The sequence below is a fragment of the Paraconexibacter algicola genome (genome assembly GCF_003044185.1).
Lineage (GTDB): Bacteria > Actinomycetota > Thermoleophilia > Solirubrobacterales > Solirubrobacteraceae > Paraconexibacter > Paraconexibacter algicola.
In genome coordinates this window covers 479,591-499,961 of the sequence record NZ_PYYB01000001.1, presented here as the reverse complement: position 1 = coordinate 499,961, position 20,371 = coordinate 479,591, and the positions used below count along the sequence as shown (strand labels likewise).

The window sequence follows — 20,371 nt, the reverse complement described above, 5'->3', positions numbered from 1 at the left end:
GGGAGCCTTCGACGTTCGCGCGATCCTGTCAGCTCGCAGGTTCGATCTGCGACACCCGTGTGCTGACCATGGAGATCTCGACCGAACCGACACAGGCCCTGCCGGCGGCGTTCGTCGACGCGCTGGCCGCCGCCTGGGTCCAGGAGGGGCCGGCCGCTCGCCGTCGGCTCGTCGAGGCGATCGACGGTGCCCATCTGCTGCCCGACGACATGGTCCTGGTGAGCGGCTGGGCCGTCATCGCCACGAACCTCGCGGCGGCCGTCGGACAGGAGGACACCCAGCCGTACCGCGTCCTGCGCGCGTCGCGGGCGATGGGCCGCACGATCGCGCTCGCCGAGTCGGGGGAGATGGTCCTGGAGGAGGTCCTCCAGCAGTTCTGGGCACGGTTGAGCGACATCTACGCGGAGTGCGCCGAGCAGCACGGCGTGGGTCTGCTCCCCGCGATCAGAGGGACGCGGACGCTCGCCCTCGTCGCGGCCAGATCTTCGGCGCAGGCGCTCGAGGCGTTCCGCGAGCAACGCCTCGCGATGGCGGGGCGCCCGGCCGATCGACTGGTGCGGCGGCTGGTCGGGGAGCGGCGCGAGCCGCGTGCGGCCGAGCGCGCGGCCGCGGCGCTCGGGCTCGAGGCCGGGCCCCTGTGGGTCACCGTCGGTCGTCCGCCGGAGGGGGTCCAGCTCGGCGCCTCCGATGCGCGCGCACCACGACTCGTGCCGGCCGGGCCGCGCGCGCAGACGGTCCTCGCGGGGCGGCTGCTGGTGGTCTCGGGGGCCCGGCCCGCCGGTCACGGCGGGCTCATCTGTGCCACCGCCGCCGCGTCGGGGCCGACAGATCTGCCACGAGCCTTCGCGGAGGCGTCGCTCGTCCTCGAGGCGCTCCCGCCCGGCGTCGCGGCCGGCATCAGGGACAGCGTCGACGTCGCTCCGGCCGTCCTGCTGCGGCCGGGAAGTGCGACGGGATGGTTCCTGCGCGAGCGTCGGGGACGGTTGGACGACCTCGCGCCCGAGCTGCGCGAGGCCGCCGAGGCGTGGGCCGCCAGTGGCGGTGTCGCCAGCGGGGCTGCGGAGGCGCTCAACGCGAGCGAGACGACGGTGCGGCGACGCGTGACGCGTGTCGGGCAGCTTCTCGACCTCGACCTCGAGAGCCTGGGGGGCTTCTGTGCCCTGCGAACGCTCCTCGTCGCCTCGGCGACCTCGATGTCGTGAGCCGCGACGTGACCGATGACCTGGCCGTGGTGCGTGAGCGTCCAGGCGCCTTCGTGGAGCGCTACGTCGGCGTGTTGGAGCGGCTCGGAATGGTCCCGGTCCATCTGCCGGCGGACACGGCCCGGCTGATCCTGTCGCAGCATCAGCGCGCCATCCTCCGGACGATGGAGGTCGACGCGCCCAGTCCCGACGACGAGATGTCGCTCCGCGAGATCGGCGACGCGCTCGGGCGCGCCGATGTGCCTCTCGCTCTCGTCGCGGCGGGTGGCGCCGCGTTGCCCGGCGTGCTGCGCAGCGAGCTCACCGCACGCGGGATCCCCGTCCGGCGGAGCTCCGCCGACTACGTCGTCGAGACCGTGCGGCTCGCACGCGCGCTGCGGTGTCTGTTCGAAGGGTGGGAGCAGGGGGACGCGGTGCGCAAGGCCGCCGGTGGGAACGATCCCCTTCGTGCGCTGCTCGAGGATCTGCTCGCCGGTCGCGTGACGAGCGCCGGCGCGGCGACGCGTATCTCCCTCGCCGGGCTCCCGCAGGCCTCGTGGTACATCGGCCTCCTGGAGGCGACGGAGCGACCGGCCCGGCTGAGGCCCGAGGTGACGGCGGCACGCACGAGCTACCGCGGCAACGTCGCCTGGCTGGCGACCGTCGACGAGCCCTTCGAGGGACACGCGGAGCTGCTGGGTGGTGTCAGCGCGCGGGTGGCCTCGCGCGATCTGCCTCGCGCGGCGGTCCAGGCGACGCTGGCCTTCGCCGCCGCGAGGCGCACCGGCGTGACGCAGTCGTGGGGCGGTGTCGGTTTCGACGACGGCCTCGCCGAGCATCCGAGCCTCCTCGAGGCGGCGGCCGAGCGACTGCTCGCGCCGCTCGATCCGTCGTTGCGCGCCACGCTCGAGGCGTTCGCGCGCCGGTGGCCGCGCCGCGGTGCGGCAGCCGAGGATCTGGCGATCCACCGCAACACGTTCGCCCGCCGTCTGAGCACCATCGAGCGAGAGCTGCACGTCGATCTGTCCGACCCGGACGTCCTGGTCCAGCTCCACCTCGCGACGCAGCGCCGGAACCGCGACAAGCAGTAAGAATTCCGGACGGTGAACCGGCGGCGGGCCGCATGCGTCAGACTGTGCATGCGTGGTCGCTCCCGAGTTGCAGCTCTTCTTCCTCGACCAGCTGGCGTCGCTGGCGGCTGAGCTCGGCCGGACTCCGACACGGGCTGCGTGGGACGAGGCGCGCGACGCAGCCGCGCTGAGCTCGGCGACGCTCATCGCGTGCTATGGGGCGTGGTCGCTCGTCCTCCTCGCCGCCGGGCTGCAGCCGCCCCGCCGCGTGAAGTCCGCCCCGGTCGCCCGCCCGACGGGCCCGGCCGTCGACCCGGAGGTCGCCGCGCGCCGGGCGCGTGCGGCGACGCTGCACGAGCAAGGTGTCTCGTACGCGGAGATCGGCCGCACGCTCGGGGTCAGCCGGGCCACCGCGTACCGCGACGTGCAGGATCCGGAGCGCGTCGAGGCGCGTGCTGCGCGCGAGCGGCGCAAGGAGCCGTGCCCGGGCTGCGGCGGACCGAAGGTCGCAGAGGGTGCCGCCGTCTCGGCGGTCTGCTGGGACTGCGCCCATGCGCTGCGCCGCGGAAACGCACGCGCGCGGACGATCCAGGCGATGCAGGCGTGGGCCGCACGGCACGGTGAGCCGCCGACGTCGACCGACTGGTCCCCGGCCGCCCTGCGCCGGGCCGGCCGGGAGGCGGACGCCGACGCCGTCCAGCGAGAGGGCTGGCCGCCCGCGAGCTCGGTTCAGCGTCTGTTCGGCTCGTGGAACGCCGCGGTGGAGCTGGCCGGGTTCCGGCCGCGCGGGCCCGGGAGGCCCGCGACCTACCGTCGCCCCAGATGAGCCTGTAGTTTCACCAGAATCTCGTGTAGGTTTCCGTCGCGTGAGCGTCGGGATCGGGAGACATCTGCAGGCGGGGGAGGTCGTCGGCGCGTACCGGATCGAGCGCCTGGTCGGACTCGGCGGCATGTCGACCGTCTACGCCGCCCGTCAGGTCTCCCTCGATCGCCCGGTCGCGCTCAAGGTCATGGACCGCAGCCTGGCCTCGGACACCCAGTTCGTCCAGCGGTTCGAGCGTGAGGCGCGGACCGCCGCAGGACTCGAGCATCCGCACGTCGTCCCCGTCTACGACTTCGGATCGGCGGACGGGCACCTCTACATCGCGATGCAGCTGGTCGACGGTGGGACCGTCGGGGACCGCCTGCGCCAGGGGCCGCTCAGCGGCCGGGAAGCGCTCGAGCTGCTCCGCGCCGTCGGCAGCGCGCTCGCCGCGGCACACGACGCCGGACTCGTCCATCGCGACATCAAGCCCCAGAACGTGCTCCTCACGCGCGCCGGGTGGGCGTACCTCGCGGACTTCGGGGTCGTCAAGGGCGTCGCGGACGCGGGGCTCACCGCCACGGGAGCGTTCGTCGGGACGGCCGCCTACGCGAGCCCGGAGCAGATCAAGGCCGAGGACCTCACGGTGGCCTCGGACGTCTACTCCCTCGCCTGCCTCGCGTGTCAGCTGCTGACCGGCCAGGTGCCGTTCCCGCGTCCGACCGAGGCGGCCGTGCTCATGGCGCATCTCGCCGATCCCCCGCCGCGCCTTCCGGGGCTCGACGGCCCCGAGGGGCGACGGATCCAGGAGGTCCTCGATCGGGCTCTGGCGAAGGATCCGGTCGACCGCGAGACGGACGTCGAGCGGTTCGTCGCGGACATCCGCGACGCACTCGTCGGCCTGGGCTCCGAGCGGCTCGGGCTGGCGCCGATGTTCCCGTCGGCCCCGCTCCTGGAGAGCGCGACGCCGGTCGCCCCGGATCCTGATCCTGCACCCGCGATCGTGCCCGAGCCCGTCGCGGCGCCCGAGCGCGACGTCGAGCCCCCGCCGCCGGTCGTCGCCGTGCCCGCACCGCCCCGTGCCGCCGCGGCGGAGCGCGAGACGCCACCGAAGCCCAGGCGGGATCCCGAGCCGCGTGCCGCCCGTCAACGGCCCACGCTCCCGGCCGTCGACGCGCGGATCGTGGGAGGTCTCGCCGCCGTCCTGCTCTTCGTCGCCGGGTTCGCGCTCGCCCGGCCGGCCGGCCCTGCCGACACGGTGCCGGTCCGCCTCGGGGGCGGGCTGAGCTTCGGACCCGTCGACGCGGCCGCGCAGGTCCGGCGGACCGACTCCGGGGGCACCGTGCGGGTCGCCGGGACCACGCTGAGGGCGACCGTGCTGCCCAGCCGCGGGCCGCTGGCCGGTGCCGCCCCGGTCGACGGCGTGCCGCTGCGTGCCCCGCGCCCAGTCCGCCTCGGTGCCTTCGTCGCGATGCAGGATGGCGACCGCTTCGTCGTCCCGACCACGACCGGTGACGTCGAGCTGCGCTGCGACGGGACCGTCGCCTGTCTCCGTCTCGTCGCGACGCTGCGGGTCCGCGGCGCGACGTCCGTGCCGCTGGGGATCCCGCGCGCGCGGCTCGAGGCGGTTCGCGTCCAGGTCGACCGCCTGCGCGCTGCGGTCGGGACCGCCAAGGGGGTGCTGGAGGCGTCGCGGCGCGGCGCGACACAGGCCCGCGCCGCGCGCGAGCTCGTCGGCACGCTGCGGTCGGTCTCCGCGCGACTGCGTCCCCTGGCGGCGCAGGAGCGCCGCGAGGGCCGGTCCACGGCGCTGCGGAGCGTCGTGGCGAGCACTGACCGGGCGGCAGCGCGAGCCCGCGCGCTCGCCCGCGCCGCCGCGACCGCGGACCGCGGCAGGCACAGGAAGGCCGGGCGCGCGCTGTCCTCGGCGCTCCGAGCGCTGCGCGACCGCGTGGCGCGAGCCGGGCGCCTGGGATATCCGGTGAAGGAGGCGGGGCGGTGAGCCGTTCGGCGGTCCTCGGCGGAGCGCTCGCGCTGCTGGGCGCCGTGGGCGGGCTCGGGGTGGCGCAGGCGACCGCACCCGACGACGATCCGTGGCGCGACCTCGGGGCCACCGAGGTGGTTGCGGCCCCGGGTCCGGTGACGGTGCCCCCGGCCGGACTGCCCGCCGGGCGGATCGACGTCCGCGCGCTCGCACGACCCCGGCGGCCGAAGCGGAGCGTCGCGTCACCCGTCCAGCCGGCGAGGGGCACCCCGTCCCGCAGCGCGCCGGTGACGCCCGTGCAGCCGAGTCCGCCCGTCGTGCCGCGCCCGCCCGTGGTGGTGCCGCGTCCGGCGCCGCGGCCCGCACCCCCGAGCGACGGTCCCACCGGGGTCGACTGATGCGTCCGGCCCGCACGTGTGGGGCACTGGTCGCGCTGGTCGGGACGATCCTGCTCGTCGGCTTCGGCGTCGTCCAAGCGCAGACGCCGGCGCCCGGAGTCACGGTCACCGTGGGGACCGTGACGCGAACCACCGCCGCGCTGGACATCACCTTCGACGTCCCCGCAGGGTGGAAGTGGCTCGTGGAGTACAGCGCCCCTGCGGTTCGCGGGACGCGGACCGCCGAGCGGGTCGTCCCGTCGTCGGGGCACCGGACGACCACGACGCTGCGCGGGCTGGTCCCGCGCGCGAAGTACGCGGCCCGGATCTTCGTCCGTCCTCCCGACCAGGCGACCTATCCCGTCCTCCAGACGGTCACGTTCACGACGGCAGGAAGTGACGCGCCCGTGGTCCTCGACTTCCCGGCCATCGAGCTGGAGTACCGCAAGCCGCGGCCTGCGAAGGATCGCGACGTGATCCGGGCGCTCGTCCTGCGCGAGCTGGACGCCGTCGACGCGGGTACCCAGCTCGACGTGTTCTGCCGACCGGTCTGCGGGAACGGCTTCCGCTACGTGGAGCGGCGCGGGAACCGCAACTCTCGGCGGGAGCTCGCTCGACCGCCGATGCCGGTGCGAGCCGGTCAGCGCATCTACTTCGTCGTCAGCCGCCCCGGCAGCATCACCAAGAGCCAGAGCTATCGGCTCAAGCGGGGGCGCAGGAGCCTCGTGCTCGACGTGCCCCGACGGGTGATCCGCTGCTCGGACCCCGACAACGGCAACCGCCGGGTCCGCTGTCCGAGGCGACGGTAGCCGTCGCAACAGACCGGCTGGCGTTGCATCAATCCAAAGTGTAGATTGATGCCGTGTTCTCCAACCAGCTCCGCGCACCCCGCGTCGCCGTCGTCATCGCGGCCGGCATGCTCCCGCTCCTCGCCACTCCAGCCGCCGACGCCGCGCCGCGGACGGGCTCGCTGAAGCTGGAGATCCGCACCCCCTCCGGCGTGCCGGCCACCGCCACGCTCCGCGCCGGCGCTCGCCGCGTCGTCGCCGCGAAGGCCGACCGGGGCACCGTCCTCCGCCGGACCCTGAAGCTCCGCGCCGCGACCTACACGGTCGACGCCGCGGTCCTCCAGCACGACGGTCGCCTCTACGGTCCGGCGGCATCGCCCGCGCGCGTCCGGATCCGGGCCCGCCGTTCGGCGAAGCTGACGCTGCGCTACGTGCTGCTCCCGACCGCCAGCGCGCTCACGCCCTCGGAGATCTCGCCGACCACGCTGTCGTTCTCGTGGAGCGGTCCGGCCGGCGCGTCCTACGTCGTGCGCCGTGCCCCGGGCTTCGACGCACCCGCGACGCCGTCAGCGGGCACGGCGGTCGCCGTGGTCGGCAGCGCGGCCAGCGACACCGGCCTGACGCCCGGATCGCAGTACTCGTACAGCGTCTTCACCGTGACCGGGGGACGCACGCTCGGGCCGGCGACGCTGACCGTAGGAACCGCCCCGGCGCCGGGCAACGCCGTGCCGGCCTTCGTCGCCGCGACCGGGACCGAGATCCTCGAGAGCCGCGACCTCACCGCCGCGCGCGAGCTGTCCGACGGGGTCGGCGTCCAGCTCGCGGCCGGTGAGGCAGCGCCGACCATCGGCAGCCATCTCGTCGTCCCTGCGAAGGGCGCCATCGACCTGCCGTTCGTCGGGCGGGTCGCCGGCGTCGCGCAGGACGGCACCGTCAAGCTCGTCCCCGCGAGCCTTCCCGAGGCCTATGACTACGTGAACATCGACATCCCGGGGTTCGCTCAGGCAGCGGTGCCGGCGAAGCCCGCCTCCAGGGCCTCCGCGCGGGCGAAGAAGATGTCGTCGTGCAAGCTCGCCGCCGGTTCGGATCTGGGGATCGAGAGCAAGCTGGGCCTCGACGGCCGGTTCCGCTACGAGTTCGCCAAGCGGAAGATCCGGTTCACGAACGTCGAGGTGCCGGTCGGCGTGACGCTGGACGTGCGGGGAGTCGTCACCAGCGAGACCCGGGCCTACGCAGAGGTCAAGGCCTCCCTCGCCTGCTCGGCGGAGCTCGCGTCGATCAAGACCCAGATCTCCCCGCCCCCGGTGCCGCTCGCGATGACGTTCACGCCCAAGGTGCAGCTCGACGCCTCCGGATCGCTGAGGTACAGCGGCGGTGGGGTCAAGACGGCCACGGGCTTCGAGGTCTCGGGGCGGTTCCCAGGGGACGCCCGGGCCCGCCCGGTCCTCGAGCGCGAGTACCTGGCTCCCGAAGGCGCCGAGCTCTCCGGTTCGCTCCGAGCCCGTCTCGGCGGTGAGCTGCTGATCGGTCCGGGGGGCGCCGCCCCAGGAGCCTCGCTCGTCGCGGGCGTCAAGGGCTCGCTCTTCCCGCTGGACGCCACGGTGTCCCCGGTCTACCCCGTCGGGGATCCACGGGCCGCCAACTGCGTCAAGGTGGAGGCGAAGGGCAGCGGCGCCCTCGGGCTCAGCGCGGAGGCGACGCTCGGACCCTTCTCCGCAAGTGCGGACCTGACGCTGCTCGACGGCTCGTTCGAGTACTTCGAGCGCCCCTTCCCCCAGGACTGCGACAAGAAGCCCGCGCCGGCGACGCCGGCGGACCCGGGCACGTCGGTGCCGCCGCCTACCGGCGGTGGGGGCAGCCAGCTGCCGGACTGCGACTGCGGTCCGCCGCCCGGGTTCCGTCGCACGAGCGTGATCTGACGTCGTCCGGGGGTCGGGGGTGACCGAGATGCGCGAGCGCCGCGAGGACCCGGTCCGCGTGGCCCGTTCCACGCTGCGGCTCTCGGTCATTCCGGGGCCGCGACGTGATCCGGTCGACGTCGAGATCGACGCGCCCGCGACCGCGACCGTCGGTGCGGTCGCGGCGGCGCTGGCCGACCGGCTCGGCGTCGACGCGCCGGGGGGCCTCGACGTCCGGCGGCTCGGGGCGATCTCCGGCGTGACCACCGTCGCGGCCAGTGGCCTGCGGGACGGAGACATCGTCGCCCTGGGCCGCCTCGGTCGGGAGGTCGACGTCGCGGCGACCGCGGTCGAGCTGCGCATCGTCGGCGGATGTCGGGCCGGCGCGCGGATCGCCCTGCCCCCCGGGCGGACGACCATCGGCCGGGCGGAAGCCGCCGACGTGACCGTGCAGGATCCGGCGCTGTCTCGCGAGCACGTCGCGCTCGTGGTGGACCCCGGCGGAACGGTGGTCGTCAGCGACCTCGGCACGAGCAACGGCACGGCGGTCGACGGTCGGCCATTGCGCCCCGAGACCCCGGAGGTCCTGGAGCGTGGCGCGGTCGTCGAGGCGGGCCGCACGGTCTTCGCCGTGGTCGACGCGCCGCTGACCGTCCGTGTCGCCGCCTCCCGCGTCCCCGCCGCCGGGGCGGCCGGCGCCGTGCCCTTCAACCGGCCGCCCCGGATCCGCACGACCTACGCCCCCGGATCGGTGCGTCTGGACAGCCCGCCCATGCGCCAGCGGCGTCAGCAGATCCCCTGGTTCCTGATCGCCATGCCGATGGTCATCGGGATCGCGATCTACCTCATCACGCGTTCTCCGATCGCGATCGTGATGGCCTGCCTCACGCCCGTGCTGCTGCTCGCCAACGCGATCGCCGACCGGCGCTACGACGACTCCGAGCACGCGCAGGACGTCCGCGCGTGGGAGCACGACCTCGTCGAGCAACGGGAGCGGCTGGTGATCGACCACGCCCACGAGCGGGCCGCCCGGCGGCGGCTCGCACCGGACCTCGCCGAGCTGGAGGCGCGTGCGACGGGCCTCCAAGCCGAGCTCTGGGAGCGCAGGGCGACCGACCCCGATGCGATGGCACTGCGTCTCGGCACCGCGGACCAGCCGACCGAGGCGACCATCGAGCTCCCGCGGACCGGCGACATCGAGCTGCGGCAGGAGGCCCGCGACAGCCTCGAGCCGCTGATGACGGTCCCTGCCGTTCCGGTGATGGTCGACCTGCGCACGGTGGGCGCTGTCGGCGTCGTCGGCCCGGAGGCCGCGCGCCACGCCGCCGCCCGCGCGATGCTCGTGCAGGCCGCGACGCTGCGCAGCCCGCTCGACCTCGTCATCGTGGCCGGGATCTCCGAGGCGCTCGCCGAGCAGGAGACCTGGCTCTCGTGGCTGCCGCACGTCACCGCGCCCTCGACCCTGATCGACGGTGACCGCATCGCGATCGGACGGCAGGCGACCGACGAGCTCGTCCGCACGGTCATCGCGGTGCTCGCGGAACGACGCGCGGACGACCGTCCCCGCCAGACGGGGCGTACCGGCGTGCTGCTGGTGCTGGACGATGTCGTCGCACCCGACCGCAGCGTCGTGGCGTCCCTGCTCGAGGGCTGCGCCGAGCACGAGGTGCACGTGCTCTGGCTCGCCGGGCAGCGCGCCGACCTCCCCGGTGGGTGCGGCGCCATCGTCGAGCTCCACCCGGACCAGCCGGGGCGCGGCAGCGCGACCTGGGCGGCCAGCGGCGTCCACATCGCGGACATGACCGTCGACCAGCTGGAGCTCGAGACCGCGGACCGCATCGGGCGCAGCCTCGCCCCGCTGCGTGACGTGACCGCCGCCGGCGGCGGAGAGCTGCCCCGGCGCGTCTCGCTGCTCGAGCTGCTCGATCTCACGGACCTGCAGCCGGAGCCCATCATGGACCGCTGGGACGACCTCACCGGGGCAGGGCTCGCCGCGCCGCTCGGTGCCGGGCCGGACGGTCCCTGGGAGATCGATCTGCGCGACCAGGGTCCGCACGGACTCGTCGCCGGCACCACCGGCGCCGGCAAGAGCGAGCTGCTGCAGACGATGATCGCGTCGCTCGCGGCAGCGCACCCGCCGTCGCGCTTGTCGTTCCTCCTGATCGACTACAAGGGCGGCGCGGCGTTCAAGGACGTCGGACAGCTCCCGCACTGCGTCGGCCTCGTCACCGATCTCGACGAGCACGAGGTCCGACGGGCGCTCGTCTCGCTCGAGGCGGAGCTCAAGCGCCGTGAGCACCTGCTGGCCGCGGCCGGTGCCAAGGACCTGCTCGAGCTCGAGCGCCGCTCCGCCGACGCGCCGGCGCCACTCGTCATCGTCATCGACGAGTTCGCCACGCTCGCCAAGGAGGTCCCGGCGTTCGTGGCGGGCGTCGTGGACGTCGCCCAGCGAGGTCGCTCCCTCGGGGTGCACCTCGTCCTCGCCACCCAGCGCCCGAGCGGTGCGATCACGGCGAACATCCGCGCGAACACGACCCTGCGGATGGCGCTGCGCGTCGCGTCCACCGAGGACAGCGACGACGTCGTCGACGTCCCCGACGCGGCCCGGCTTCCGCGTTCCATCCCGGGACGCGTCCTGGTGCGGATCGGCCCCGGCGAGCTGACCGAGGTCCAGACCGCCTACGGCGGAGGCTGGACCCCGCGCCCCGGCGAGGACGACGGCTCGGTGCGCATCCGGTTGCGCTCCGACGACGTCGGCGCAAGCGCCCGGCCGGACGTGGACCAGGGGCCGACCGACCTGCAGCGGCTCGTCGCGACGATCGAGGAGGCGACAGCACTGGCCGGGGAGGTCGCGCCCCCGCGGCCGTGGCTGGCGCCCCTCCCGCCCGCGATCGCACGGGCCGACCTCGGGGACCTGGGTCCCGAACCGGACGGCGTGGCGACCCTCGGACTGGCCGACGAGCCTCGCCGCCAACGACAGACCGTCGCGCGCGTGGACCTCCGTGCCGTCGGCTCGTTCCTGGTCTATGGGGCGTCGGGCTCGGGGCGGTCGTCCACGCTGCGCCAGATCGCCGCGAGCCTCGCCGCGGACACCCCGGTCCGACGACTGCACCTGCACGCCATCGACGCGGGAGGAGGAGGGCTGCGGCAGCTCGCGGACCTGCCGCACACCTCCGCCGTCGTCGTGCCGGAGGACGTCGAGCGCGTCGAGCGCGTGCTGCAGCTGCTCGTCGAGACGCTGGAGGAGCGCCAGCGAGCGTTCGTCCAGGAGCACGCCAACGACCTCGACACGCTCCGCGAGCGGCGACCCGACGCGACCCTGCCCCGTCACGTCCTGCTGGTCGACGGCTGGACCGCGTTCGCCGAGGCGTTCCAGGACGTCGAGCGCGGGCGGCTCCTGGATCTCGTCGTCCGGCTCGTCGCCGACGGCCGGGGCGCAGGGATCCACCTCGTCATCTCCGGCGACCGCCGGGCATCGATCCCGACGCCGATCGCGGCCGCCGTCCCGCGGCGGCTCGTCCTGCGGATGGCCGCGGAGGACGACTATGCGCTGCTGGGGCTCGCCGCAGGCGTCGGTGGCCCGGACCTGCCCGCGGGGCGCGGATTCCTCGATCGGGACCTCGAGGTCCAGATCGCGCGGACCGCGGCGACGACCCTGGCGACGGAGGAGGACGCCGCGTTCCGCGCCTGGGCCGCGACCGTGGCCGACCGCGAGATCGAGCGTGCGCCGGCGATCGGGCGGATGCCGACCGTGGTGGACCTCGCACCGCTCGGGCCGGCCCAGGGTCGCCTGACGGCGACCCTGGGCGTGGAGGGCGAGCGTCTCTCGGCGATCGGCGTCAGCCTCGAGAGCGGCCACCTGCTGGTCGCGGGTCCGATGCGGACCGGGCGCTCGACGACGGTCGCGACGATCGCCCAGGGCCTGATCGACGACGTCGCGGAGGCCCATCTGCTGCTCCCGCGCCGGTCGTCGCTCGCCGGGATGCCCGGGTGGACGTCGCAGGTGCGTGGTGTGGCCGACTGCGCCGCGGCGCTCAAGGCGCTGCTGACGCGGGTGCCGGAGTTCCGCGACCCCGACGGTCCCGTCCTGCTCGTCGTGGTCGACGATGCGGTGGAGCTGGAGGACGTCCTGCGAGCCGACGACGATCTCGAGGCGCTCCTCGCCGCCGGGCGGGACGGGGCCGTCCGCGTGATCGCCGCCATCGAGTCCGCGCAGCTGCGGCACTACTCGCCATGGCTGAAGACCCTGCGTCGGCAGGGCTGCGCGGTGCACCTCGAGCCATCGGTCGACGACGGGGACGTCTTCGGGGTGACCTATCCGCGGTCGCTGCAGCGGGCGCCACGGCTTCCCGGTCGGGGTGTGCTCGTCGACGGCGGGCAGGTCGTTCCCGTGCAGGTGGCGCGACCCGACATTGCGTTGCGCCAAGATTCTGCATAGATTAAGTCGTCCGCGCGGGACGCGGTCAGCAACCCAAGGAGACACGCATGGCAAACATCAAGATCACGACGGAAGCGCTGGAGGCGGGTGCCGTGTCGTTCGACAACGCGGCCAACAAGATGGAGACCGCCATCGCCAAGGCCAAGAACGCCGTGGCCAGCCTCGACGGTGGATGGGACGGAACGGCATCCGAGGCGTTCAAGTCCCGCTTCCACACTCACCTGCGCGAGGCGCGGGAGGCCAAGGAGTTCTTCGAGCGGCTCGCCCTGGACCTTCGGAGCGCCCGCAACGAGTACGACCAGGCCGAGGACGAGGTCCGCGGGACCGTCGCCACCTGACCTCCTCCCGGTGCGGGGCCCGGCCGTCCCCCCGGTCGGGCCCCGCACCGGCAGGCCTCTGCACGCGCCATGACCCTGCAGGACACCCTTCCCGAGATCGACGGCTACGTCGTCGAGCGCGTCGTCTCGCGCGGCGCCGGCTCGACCGTCCTGCGGGCGCGTCACACCGCGCTCGGCCGCCGGGTCACGATCCGGCTCCACCTCCTCGCCGAAGGCGCGCAGGACGACGACCTGCTCCGGGTCGTCCGCGGGATCGCCGGGATCGAGCACCCGGGGCTCACGCCGGTGCTCGACGCCGGCTACCTGCCCGGGGGCCGGTTCTACGTGGTCACCGCAGCCGTCGACGCCGTGCCGCTCGCCGACAGCGCGGGCACGCTGACGGTCGGCGGTCTCGGACGGGTCCTGCTCGACGTCGCCCGGGGACTCGAGGCCGCACACGCCGTCGGCATCGTGCACGGCGAGGTCCGCCCGGCGAGCATCCTCGTCCACCGGCGCGGAGACGGCCTCCTCGCCGACCTCGGCGACTCGCGCCTCAGCGGCGCCACCCGGGTCGCGGACGACACCCTGCTCGAGCGCATGCGCCATCTCGCACCCGAGGCAATCGCCGGGCGCGCCGAGCCGCGCAGCGACGTCTTCGGCCTCGGCGGTCTCGCCCTCCTGGCCCTCGCCGACCAGGCGCCGTACGAGGGCGCCGACCACGGCGCCGTCGTGGTCCGTCGGTCGGCCCCCGTCGTCATCCCGGAGCTCGACGCCCCCTGGTGGCCCGGCGCCGAACGCGTCCTGGCCCGCGCGCTCGCCCTCGACCCCCAGGAGCGCTGGCCCAGCCCGACCGCGTTCGTCGAGGCGTTCCTCGCCGCGACCACCGACGGCAGCAGCACGCGCGTGCCGCTCGGCCGGACCGTGGCGCACCTGCCCGAGATCGGCAGCGTCACGCGAATCGACCGGGTCCTCGTCGCCTCGCCGGAAGCCCAGGACGCCACCCCGACGAACACGTGGCGCCGCATCGCACGAGCCGGCCTCATCACCGCGTCCGGGATGGCGGTCGTCGCGCTCGGGCTCGCCGGCGGACGGCTGCTCGCGCCCGAGCCGCGCCCCGTCGCCGAGATCGACGGCATCGCGGTGCCCGCGCTGCTCGACGCGGCACCAGCGACCTTCGCCGGGGCACGGGCAGCGATCACCGGGCGGCCCGAGGGCGCGGTGCCCGGGACGTCGACCGGTCTCGCCGTCTTCCCGTTTGGTCCGCCGCCCGACCCGCTGAACCGCGAGACCCTCGAGGGTCTCGGCATCGACCCGACCGACACCGCCACCGTGGTCGCCGCGGGCGGCACCGAGATCCTCCGATACACGGCGGCCGACGGCGTCGTCCTTGCGCGACCCGCGCGCGACCGGACCCTCGTCGCGCGGTGCGCCTCGGCCAGCCAGGCGATCTGCGCCCGCACGATCACGACCGCCGCGCTCGACGGCGCCGTGCCACCACGGCTGCCGACCGCGCTGGTGCGCGGGATCCAGACGGTATTCGAGGATCTCGGCGAGCAGCGCTCGGAGCCCGTCGGCGGCCTCCAGGCGCGGCGGCTCGAGGAGCGCATCCAGGGCGGCCGCGACCTGGCGGAGACCTACCGCGCCGCCCGCAACGCGCTGGCGGAGCTCGGCCCGATCGCCGCGGTGGCCACCGACGGGGTACAGCGACGGCTGAGCAGCGCCGCGACCCGCTGGGACCGGTACTCGGTCGCCCTGCGGCAGCGAGCGCCGACGCGTCGCCTCCGTCGCGAGGCGCTCCGGGCCGACGCCGATCTGCGAGAGAGCGTCCGCCGCCTGCGGCGCCTCGGGTTCCGGGTGGGTCGATGAGGCGTCCCTCCCTGCGACTGCCCGTCTCCAAGTATCGCCGCATCGCGACCATCGCCGCGACGGTCCTGGGGCTGCTGCTGCTCGGCGGCGCCGTCGGCATCCTCACCGCGCCCGGGGACCCGGAGATCCCGGCGGCCGGCGTGGTGCGCGCGGTCCCCCCACCGAGCGTCGAGCCCTACATCGAGCTTCCCGCGATCCGCGGGGTGCGCCGCTAGGCGCACACGTCCGTCAGACCACCACGAGAACCACACAGGAGCACGCACATGGCACACATCAAGGTGACCCCCGAGATCCTCGGCAACGGCTCGACCTTCTTCCGCAACGCCGCCCAGTTCGTCGACGAGGCCAAGCAGGACGCCGTGCGCGCCGTCGGCAACCTCGACGGCATGTGGGACGGCACCGCCTCGGACGGGTTCAAGAGCCGCTTCAACCAGCACGTCAAGGAGGTGGAGGAGGCACGGCAGTTCTTCGAGCAGATCTCGGTGGACCTGAAGCAGGCCCAGCAGCGCTACGCCTCGGCCGAGAGCACGGTCCGCTCGATCGTCTCCTCGTAGCGGCGTGGCGTGCGGCGCCCGCCGCGCCCTACCCCACCGTCACGGCCAGCCGGTCGCCGGCGCGCAGGACGGTCTGCGGGAGCAGCACCGCGACCTGCCGGCCGTCGCGCACGGTCCGGGCGGTGACGGCCGGACCCGGGGCGCGCGCGCCGGCGCGACGGACGCGCACCCGGGCTACCACGCGGCCCGTCCGGGCGGTCACGAGGTCCAGCCGCCGGACGGTCAGCGCGCCCGAGCGCACGTGCAGCTCGTCGATCTGCGTGCCCGACCGCCGCACCTGCGCGAAGGTGCCCCACGCCTCGCCCGCGGTGAAGAAGGAGCGGTGGTCGCCCGGGCGCCACGCCGGGTCGAAGCCCAGGCGGCCCTCGGCGATGTCCACCGTGGACCCCTGCAGCGCGGTGAGCAGCGACCAGCTCGACATCGTGCGCCCGTACCACTGGCCGCACTCGCCGTCGGCGAACGGGTTGCCGGTGCCGTCCCCGGTGCCGCAGTTGCCGAGGAACACGTCGGTGCGCAGGCGACCGTCCGCGCGATCGGCGGACGCGCGCACGATCCGCAAGCCCTCACCGAGCAGGCCCTGCTGGATCATCGTCGCGGCGGTCGAGAACTCGAAGCTGTTCCAGGTCTCGTCGGTGTAGCGCGGCGGGTTCGGTGGGCGGTTGCCGCGCGGCCAGGTCATGAGCAGCAGGCCCGCCTCCTCGGGGGCGGTGTAGACCCGCCACTCGCGCTGCGCGCCGAACGGGCTGTCGCCGAGGAAGTCCTCCCGGAAGTTGTGGCGGTAGAGCGCGCGCAGCGACGCGCGCATCCGCGAGCGGTCGTACAGCTCGCCGAGGCCGAGCATCGACGACCACCACTGGCCGAGCAGCATGTCGTCGATCGCTCCGTCCCCGTAGGCGACCGAGTTCGGCACCCCCGCCTCGGGCTTCTCGCTGTGGTACTCGCCGTTGAACAGCAGCGCGTCCTGGGCCGGCCCGCCGGCCCGGGCGATCCGCGCGTAGCGGGTGGCGCGCGCCTCGTCGCCCGTGAGCGTCGCCATCCGCGCGGTCGCGCGGAGTGCGGCGAGGTACAGGGTCCCCAGCCAGGAGCCGGTGCCCGTCTCGGTCGTGTCGAGCGTCGTCGGCTGCGGGCCGGTGAGCAGGCCGTCCATGTCCGGGTCGTGGTTGCGCACGACGTACTCCATCGCCGACGCGATCGTGCCCCAGCGCGCGCGCAGCCAGGCGAGGTCGCCGCTGTCCTGCACGTAGCGGTAGGCGCTGAGCAGGACGCCGGTCTGCCCGTCCATCGAGAACGTCGGCACCGTGTACCGGTAGGGGATGAGCCCCTCGGGGGAGGTTGCGTCGAGCCACTGCGACACCCACATCCGACCGATCTGCGGCCACAGTCGCGGCCCGGACTGCGCGTAGTGCCAGACGTGCGTGGGCATCCCGGTGCAGCAGCCGAACCCCTCCCAGCCGCCGAAGAACCCGTTGCGCGCCCAGAACACGGTCGGGGAGCGCAGGACCGAGATCGGGGCGGTCACCCGGTCGAGCACGTACTGCGGGATGTTCGTGTCGTGCATCGCGGCGTGGAACGCGCGGGTGCGCCGCTCGAGGTCCTCGCGCTCGCGGAGCACCTCCGCATGCACGTCGAACGCGTCGCGCCAGCGGGTCGTGTACGCCTGGCCCTGCCCGCCGAACTCGCGCAGCGGCCCGGTCGGGACGTACCAGCTGAACACGACCGGGAACCGCACCGTCTCGCCGGGCGCCAGCTCGACGGTCGCGCTGAGCGCCCCGTCGACGGTCCGGCCGGGGGCGGGGCTGCGCGCCGTCCGCGGTCCGCGGACGGTCCCGTCATCGCGGAAGTCGTGCAGCAGCGCGGCGCTCGTGGCCCACGACGCGGTGCCGCTCGCCCGCGGGTGCAGGAGCGAGAGCGCGAGGCTGCCGTTGCAGCGCACGCCCAGGTCGACGATCCGCCCGGCCCGGCAGCCGCGCATGCGCAGCGTCGCGCCGTCGGCGTCCTCCGCGAGCTCGGTCACGTTCGCCCCGTAGGCCGGGGAGGAGCGCCGCTGCGGCCCGGTGACCTCCCCGCGGCCGTCGAGCCCGACCGCGTTCTGCTGCGTCGCGAGCAGCGACACCTCCACCGGCTCGCTGCCGGGGTTGCGGACGGTGACCGTCGTCAGCGCGGTCGGGTAGGACGAGGCGGCGATGTCGCCCGGGATGGTCGGGCTCGTGACCTCCTCCCGGACCTCCACGGGCAGCTGCTCGTCGATGAACCGGTAGCGCGCCAGCGGATACTCGCCCTGGAAGCTGAGCGAGCGCATTGGCGCGAACGCCCCCTCCGGCGTGGTCTGCAGCGCCCGCACGGTCGCGGTGCCGCCACGGGGGCGCGCGCGGACCGCGAGGAAGCTGTTGGGGACCATCGCCTCCCGGCGGCCGGGGAAGATCGACGTGAGCTCGCCGTCGATGTTGAAGATCCACGACTGGTTGCGGGTCCCGTCGCCGAACAGCACGACGCCGCCCGAGCCGATCGCCCCGACCGGGAACGCGATCGCCGACAAACGGTCGCCCGCGTAGGTGACGGTCCGGCCGCGGGCGCGCAGCTCCAGCACGCGGCGCAGCAGCCCGACGTTGCCCTCCGACTCGGTGCCGTCGGTCGCCACCGCGGTGACGCGGTAGAACCGCTCGGCGTCCCGTGGCGCGCCGGGGTCCTCCACCCGGCCGGCGCGCACGAGGCCGCCCCGCAGCGCCGTGAACGGGCCGGTCCGTCGCGACGCGTGCTCGACGCGGTAGCCCGCGATCCCCGGCTCGGTCAGGGGCGTCCACGTGACGACGGCGCGGCCGCGCACGCGACGGGCGCGCAGGTCGCGCGGCATCGCGGGGACGTTCGCGCGCACGTCGTCGATCGCCACGAGGTCCCACGGGCCGGTCTCGCGGTCGACGACGCGCAGGAAGACCGTGCGGCCGATCCAGCGCGACAGGTCGAGCTGGCGGTAGCCGAGCACCTCGGTCGGCCCGCCGGTGGTGCGCGCGATCTCGGTGCCATCGTCGAGGTGCGCGCTGACGTAGGCGTCCCGGTCGGTGCCGCCGGCGGCCAGGAGGGAGACCACCGGGCGCTCGAGCGTGAAACGCGGGGACTCGAGCGTCGCGGTGCTCGCGCTCGGACCGGGCCCGAGCAGGCCGACGAGGTCCATGCCGCGCAGGTTGTCGGGAATGCGGTCGTAGACGGCGTCCAGCGGCGTGCGGCCCTCGGTGGTGAGGTTGAACCGTCCCTCGCGGTTCGCCGGGATCCCCCGGTGCAGGCGCTGTCTCGGTCGGTCGTCGACGAGCGGGCCGGTCGGGACGCCCGCGATGAGCCGCCAGCCCTCGGTGGTCCCGTCCTCGAAGCTCCAGTGCACCGGTGCGGCGCTCGCGGTGCCGGCGGCGAGGCCCAGGGTCGCGAGGGCGGCGAGGGCGATCGTCCGTCCGACGCGCAGCGGACCGGGAACCGGGGTGGTACACATGGAGCGAGAACGTACCATCGGTACCATCCGGGCTGTCAATGCTCCCGGATCCGATCGCCGCGCTGCTCGCGACCGCCGCCGAACCGCTCGATGCGACCGCCGACCGCATCCTCGACGCGGCCGTGCTGGAGGCCGCCGCCGTCGGGCTCCAGCGGATGCGCGTCGAGGACGTCGTGCGCCGCAGCGGCCTCGGCCGCATGACCGTCTACCGCCGCTTCGCGCGTCGCGACGACCTCGTCCGCGCCCTGGTCGCGCGCGAGACACAGCGGTTCCTCGCCGCCACCGCCGCCGCGATCGAGGCGGCTCCACGGCCCGAGGAGGAGGGGGTGGAGGCGTTCCTCGCCGGGGTGCGCTTCAGTCGCACCCACCCGATGCTGCGACGTCTCGCCGAGACCGGTCCCGGGGCGGCCATGGACGCCCTGGCCGCCGACGACGGGGCGATGCTCCGCATGGGCGCGGGGTTCATCGCCCAGCGCATGCTGGCCGGCAGCCCCGACGCGTCACCGCGGGAGGTCGGCTGGGTCGCCGACCTCCTCGCCCGGCTGTACGTCACCTACGTCGCCGTGCCGCCGACCGACCCCGACCCCGCCGACGAGGACCAGCTGCGCGCCTACGCGAGGACCGTCCTGGTCCCGCTCGTCGAGGGCGTCGTGCGGCCCCGCCCCCGCTGACCGCGGTCAGGCCACGCCCGGGAGGGCGGCGCGCACCGTGTCCAGCGCGGCCGGGGGATCGTCGGTCCGCCACGCGAGGTCGATGCGCATCGGCGGCGGCTCCGGGTCCAGCGGCCGGGTCGCGATCGACGCGGGCAGGCTCGCCGCCTGGCTCGCCGCGATCACCCCGATCCCCGGTCCCTGCGCGATCCGTGCCCACACCGCGCTGCCCGCCGCCGAGGTGTCCAGCCGCGGCTCGACGCCCGCCGCGGCGAACGCGGCGCGGACCGCGTCGTGGTACCCGGGTGCGGTCTCGCGCGGCCACACGTGCACCGGTCGCGGCGCGAGCGCCGTGACCGCCACGCGCGCGTGCTCGGCCAGCGGGTCGTCCGCCGCGACGGCGACGCACAGCGCCACCGCGGCGACCGGCGTGCCGGTGAGCTCCGGTCCCAGCTCCTGGTAGGGGAGCAGTGCGAGGTCGACCTCGCCGCGCAGCAGCGCGCCCGGCAGGTCCCGCGCGAGCAGCTCGAGCGCCAGCAGGCGCGTGCCCGGGGCGACGGTGGCGAGGTGCGCGGTGATCGCGGGCACGAGGTCCGCCGCGGTCGTCAGCGTGTGCCCGAGCCGCAGCACCGCGCCCTCGCCGGCGGCGGCCTGCACCGTGCGCTCCACCGCGCGCTCGGCCGCCACGAGGACCCGGCGCGCCTCGACGAGCAGCGTGCGCCCGGCCGCGGTCGGCACCGCGCCGCGGTTGCTGCGCTCCAGCAGCGCGACCCCGAGCAGGTCCTCGAGCTGGCGCAGCTGCTGGCTGAGCGCCTGCTGGCTGATGTGCTGCTCGGCGGCCGCCCGGGACATGCTCCCGGCGGTCGCCACGGCGACGAAGGAGCGCAGCAGGCGCAGCTCGGGAACCGGGGTCACGGCGCAAGCCTGCCACAACCGGGCCTTGTGGCCGGGCAAGCGATCGGTGTTTC

15 protein-coding genes are annotated in these 20,371 nt (G+C 74.9%); 13 read left to right on the top strand and 2 right to left on the bottom strand.

All coding sequences use genetic code 11. The features are described from left to right. The first annotated feature begins 68 nt into the window (after positions 1 to 68). The 12 genes from C7Y72_RS02345 to C7Y72_RS02290 all read left to right on the top strand — a co-directional run bounded on the left by C7Y72_RS02345 (position 69) and on the right by C7Y72_RS02290 (position 15,275). Entirely contained in the window at positions 69 to 1,202 is a 1,134-nt protein-coding gene (locus C7Y72_RS02345; RefSeq protein WP_146175215.1) for a helix-turn-helix domain-containing protein, read from the top strand. Then, positions 1,199 to 2,272: a helix-turn-helix domain-containing protein gene (locus C7Y72_RS02340; protein WP_107567017.1), complete on the top strand. Its 1,074-nt coding sequence runs from the start codon at positions 1,199 to 1,201 to the stop codon at positions 2,270 to 2,272. The genes C7Y72_RS02345 and C7Y72_RS02340 overlap by 4 nt, the downstream gene beginning before the upstream one ends. A gap of 52 nt (positions 2,273 to 2,324) precedes the next feature. Beyond that, positions 2,325 to 3,077 (top strand): homing endonuclease associated repeat-containing protein, encoded by a 753-nt coding sequence (locus tag C7Y72_RS02335; protein WP_107567016.1) that lies wholly within the window; start codon positions 2,325 to 2,327, stop codon positions 3,075 to 3,077. 40 nt (positions 3,078 to 3,117) lie between these two features. Beyond that, positions 3,118 to 5,055 carry a serine/threonine-protein kinase gene (locus C7Y72_RS02330; protein WP_158276583.1) on the top strand — a complete coding sequence of 646 codons (1,938 nt, stop codon included), beginning with the start codon at positions 3,118 to 3,120 and terminating at the stop codon, positions 5,053 to 5,055. Next, positions 5,052 to 5,435 (top strand): hypothetical protein, encoded by a 384-nt coding sequence (locus tag C7Y72_RS02325; protein ID WP_107567014.1) that lies wholly within the window; start codon positions 5,052 to 5,054, stop codon positions 5,433 to 5,435. Before C7Y72_RS02330 ends, C7Y72_RS02325 begins: the two co-directional genes overlap by 4 nt. A gap of 119 nt (positions 5,436 to 5,554) precedes the next feature. Continuing rightward, positions 5,555 to 6,223, top strand: a complete 669-nt coding sequence (locus C7Y72_RS02320; RefSeq protein ID WP_158276582.1) for a hypothetical protein — start codon at positions 5,555 to 5,557, stop codon at positions 6,221 to 6,223. 53 nt (positions 6,224 to 6,276) lie between these two features. Beyond that, positions 6,277 to 8,121 carry a fibronectin type III domain-containing protein gene (locus tag C7Y72_RS02315; protein WP_107567012.1) on the top strand — a complete coding sequence of 615 codons (1,845 nt, stop codon included), beginning with the start codon at positions 6,277 to 6,279 and terminating at the stop codon, positions 8,119 to 8,121. Between the two features lie 28 nt (positions 8,122 to 8,149). Further along, positions 8,150 to 12,538: a type VII secretion EssC family protein gene (locus C7Y72_RS02310; RefSeq protein WP_233243863.1), complete on the top strand. Its 4,389-nt coding sequence runs from the start codon at positions 8,150 to 8,152 to the stop codon at positions 12,536 to 12,538. Between the two features lie 47 nt (positions 12,539 to 12,585). Further along, positions 12,586 to 12,876 carry a WXG100 family type VII secretion target gene (locus C7Y72_RS02305; protein WP_107567010.1) on the top strand — a complete coding sequence of 97 codons (291 nt, stop codon included), beginning with the start codon at positions 12,586 to 12,588 and terminating at the stop codon, positions 12,874 to 12,876. Positions 12,877 to 12,945: 69 nt separating this feature from the next. Beyond that, positions 12,946 to 14,721: a serine/threonine protein kinase gene (locus C7Y72_RS02300; RefSeq protein WP_107567009.1), complete on the top strand. Its 1,776-nt coding sequence runs from the start codon at positions 12,946 to 12,948 to the stop codon at positions 14,719 to 14,721. Further along, a complete protein-coding gene (locus C7Y72_RS02295; RefSeq protein WP_107567008.1) occupies positions 14,718 to 14,936 on the top strand; it encodes a hypothetical protein in 219 nt (72 codons plus the stop codon). The genes C7Y72_RS02300 and C7Y72_RS02295 overlap by 4 nt, the downstream gene beginning before the upstream one ends. A gap of 48 nt (positions 14,937 to 14,984) precedes the next feature. Next, entirely contained in the window at positions 14,985 to 15,275 is a 291-nt protein-coding gene (locus C7Y72_RS02290) for a WXG100 family type VII secretion target (RefSeq protein WP_107567007.1), read from the top strand. A gap of 28 nt (positions 15,276 to 15,303) precedes the next feature. On the opposite strand, the gene C7Y72_RS02285 is transcribed toward C7Y72_RS02290, so the two are convergent. Beyond that, entirely contained in the window at positions 15,304 to 18,753 is a 3,450-nt protein-coding gene (locus tag C7Y72_RS02285) for a GH116 family glycosyl-hydrolase (protein ID WP_107567006.1), read from the bottom strand. A 38-nt stretch (positions 18,754 to 18,791) separates the two neighbouring features. On the opposite strand from C7Y72_RS02285, the gene C7Y72_RS02280 reads away from it, so the two are divergent. Further along, positions 18,792 to 19,424: a TetR/AcrR family transcriptional regulator gene (locus tag C7Y72_RS02280; protein WP_107567005.1), complete on the top strand. Its 633-nt coding sequence runs from the start codon at positions 18,792 to 18,794 to the stop codon at positions 19,422 to 19,424. A gap of 6 nt (positions 19,425 to 19,430) precedes the next feature. Here C7Y72_RS02280 and C7Y72_RS02275 read toward each other — a convergent pair whose 3' ends face one another. Further along, positions 19,431 to 20,318: a LysR family transcriptional regulator gene (locus C7Y72_RS02275; RefSeq protein WP_107567004.1), complete on the bottom strand. Its 888-nt coding sequence runs from the start codon at positions 20,316 to 20,318 to the stop codon at positions 19,431 to 19,433. Between the last annotated feature and the right edge of the window lie 53 nt (positions 20,319 to 20,371).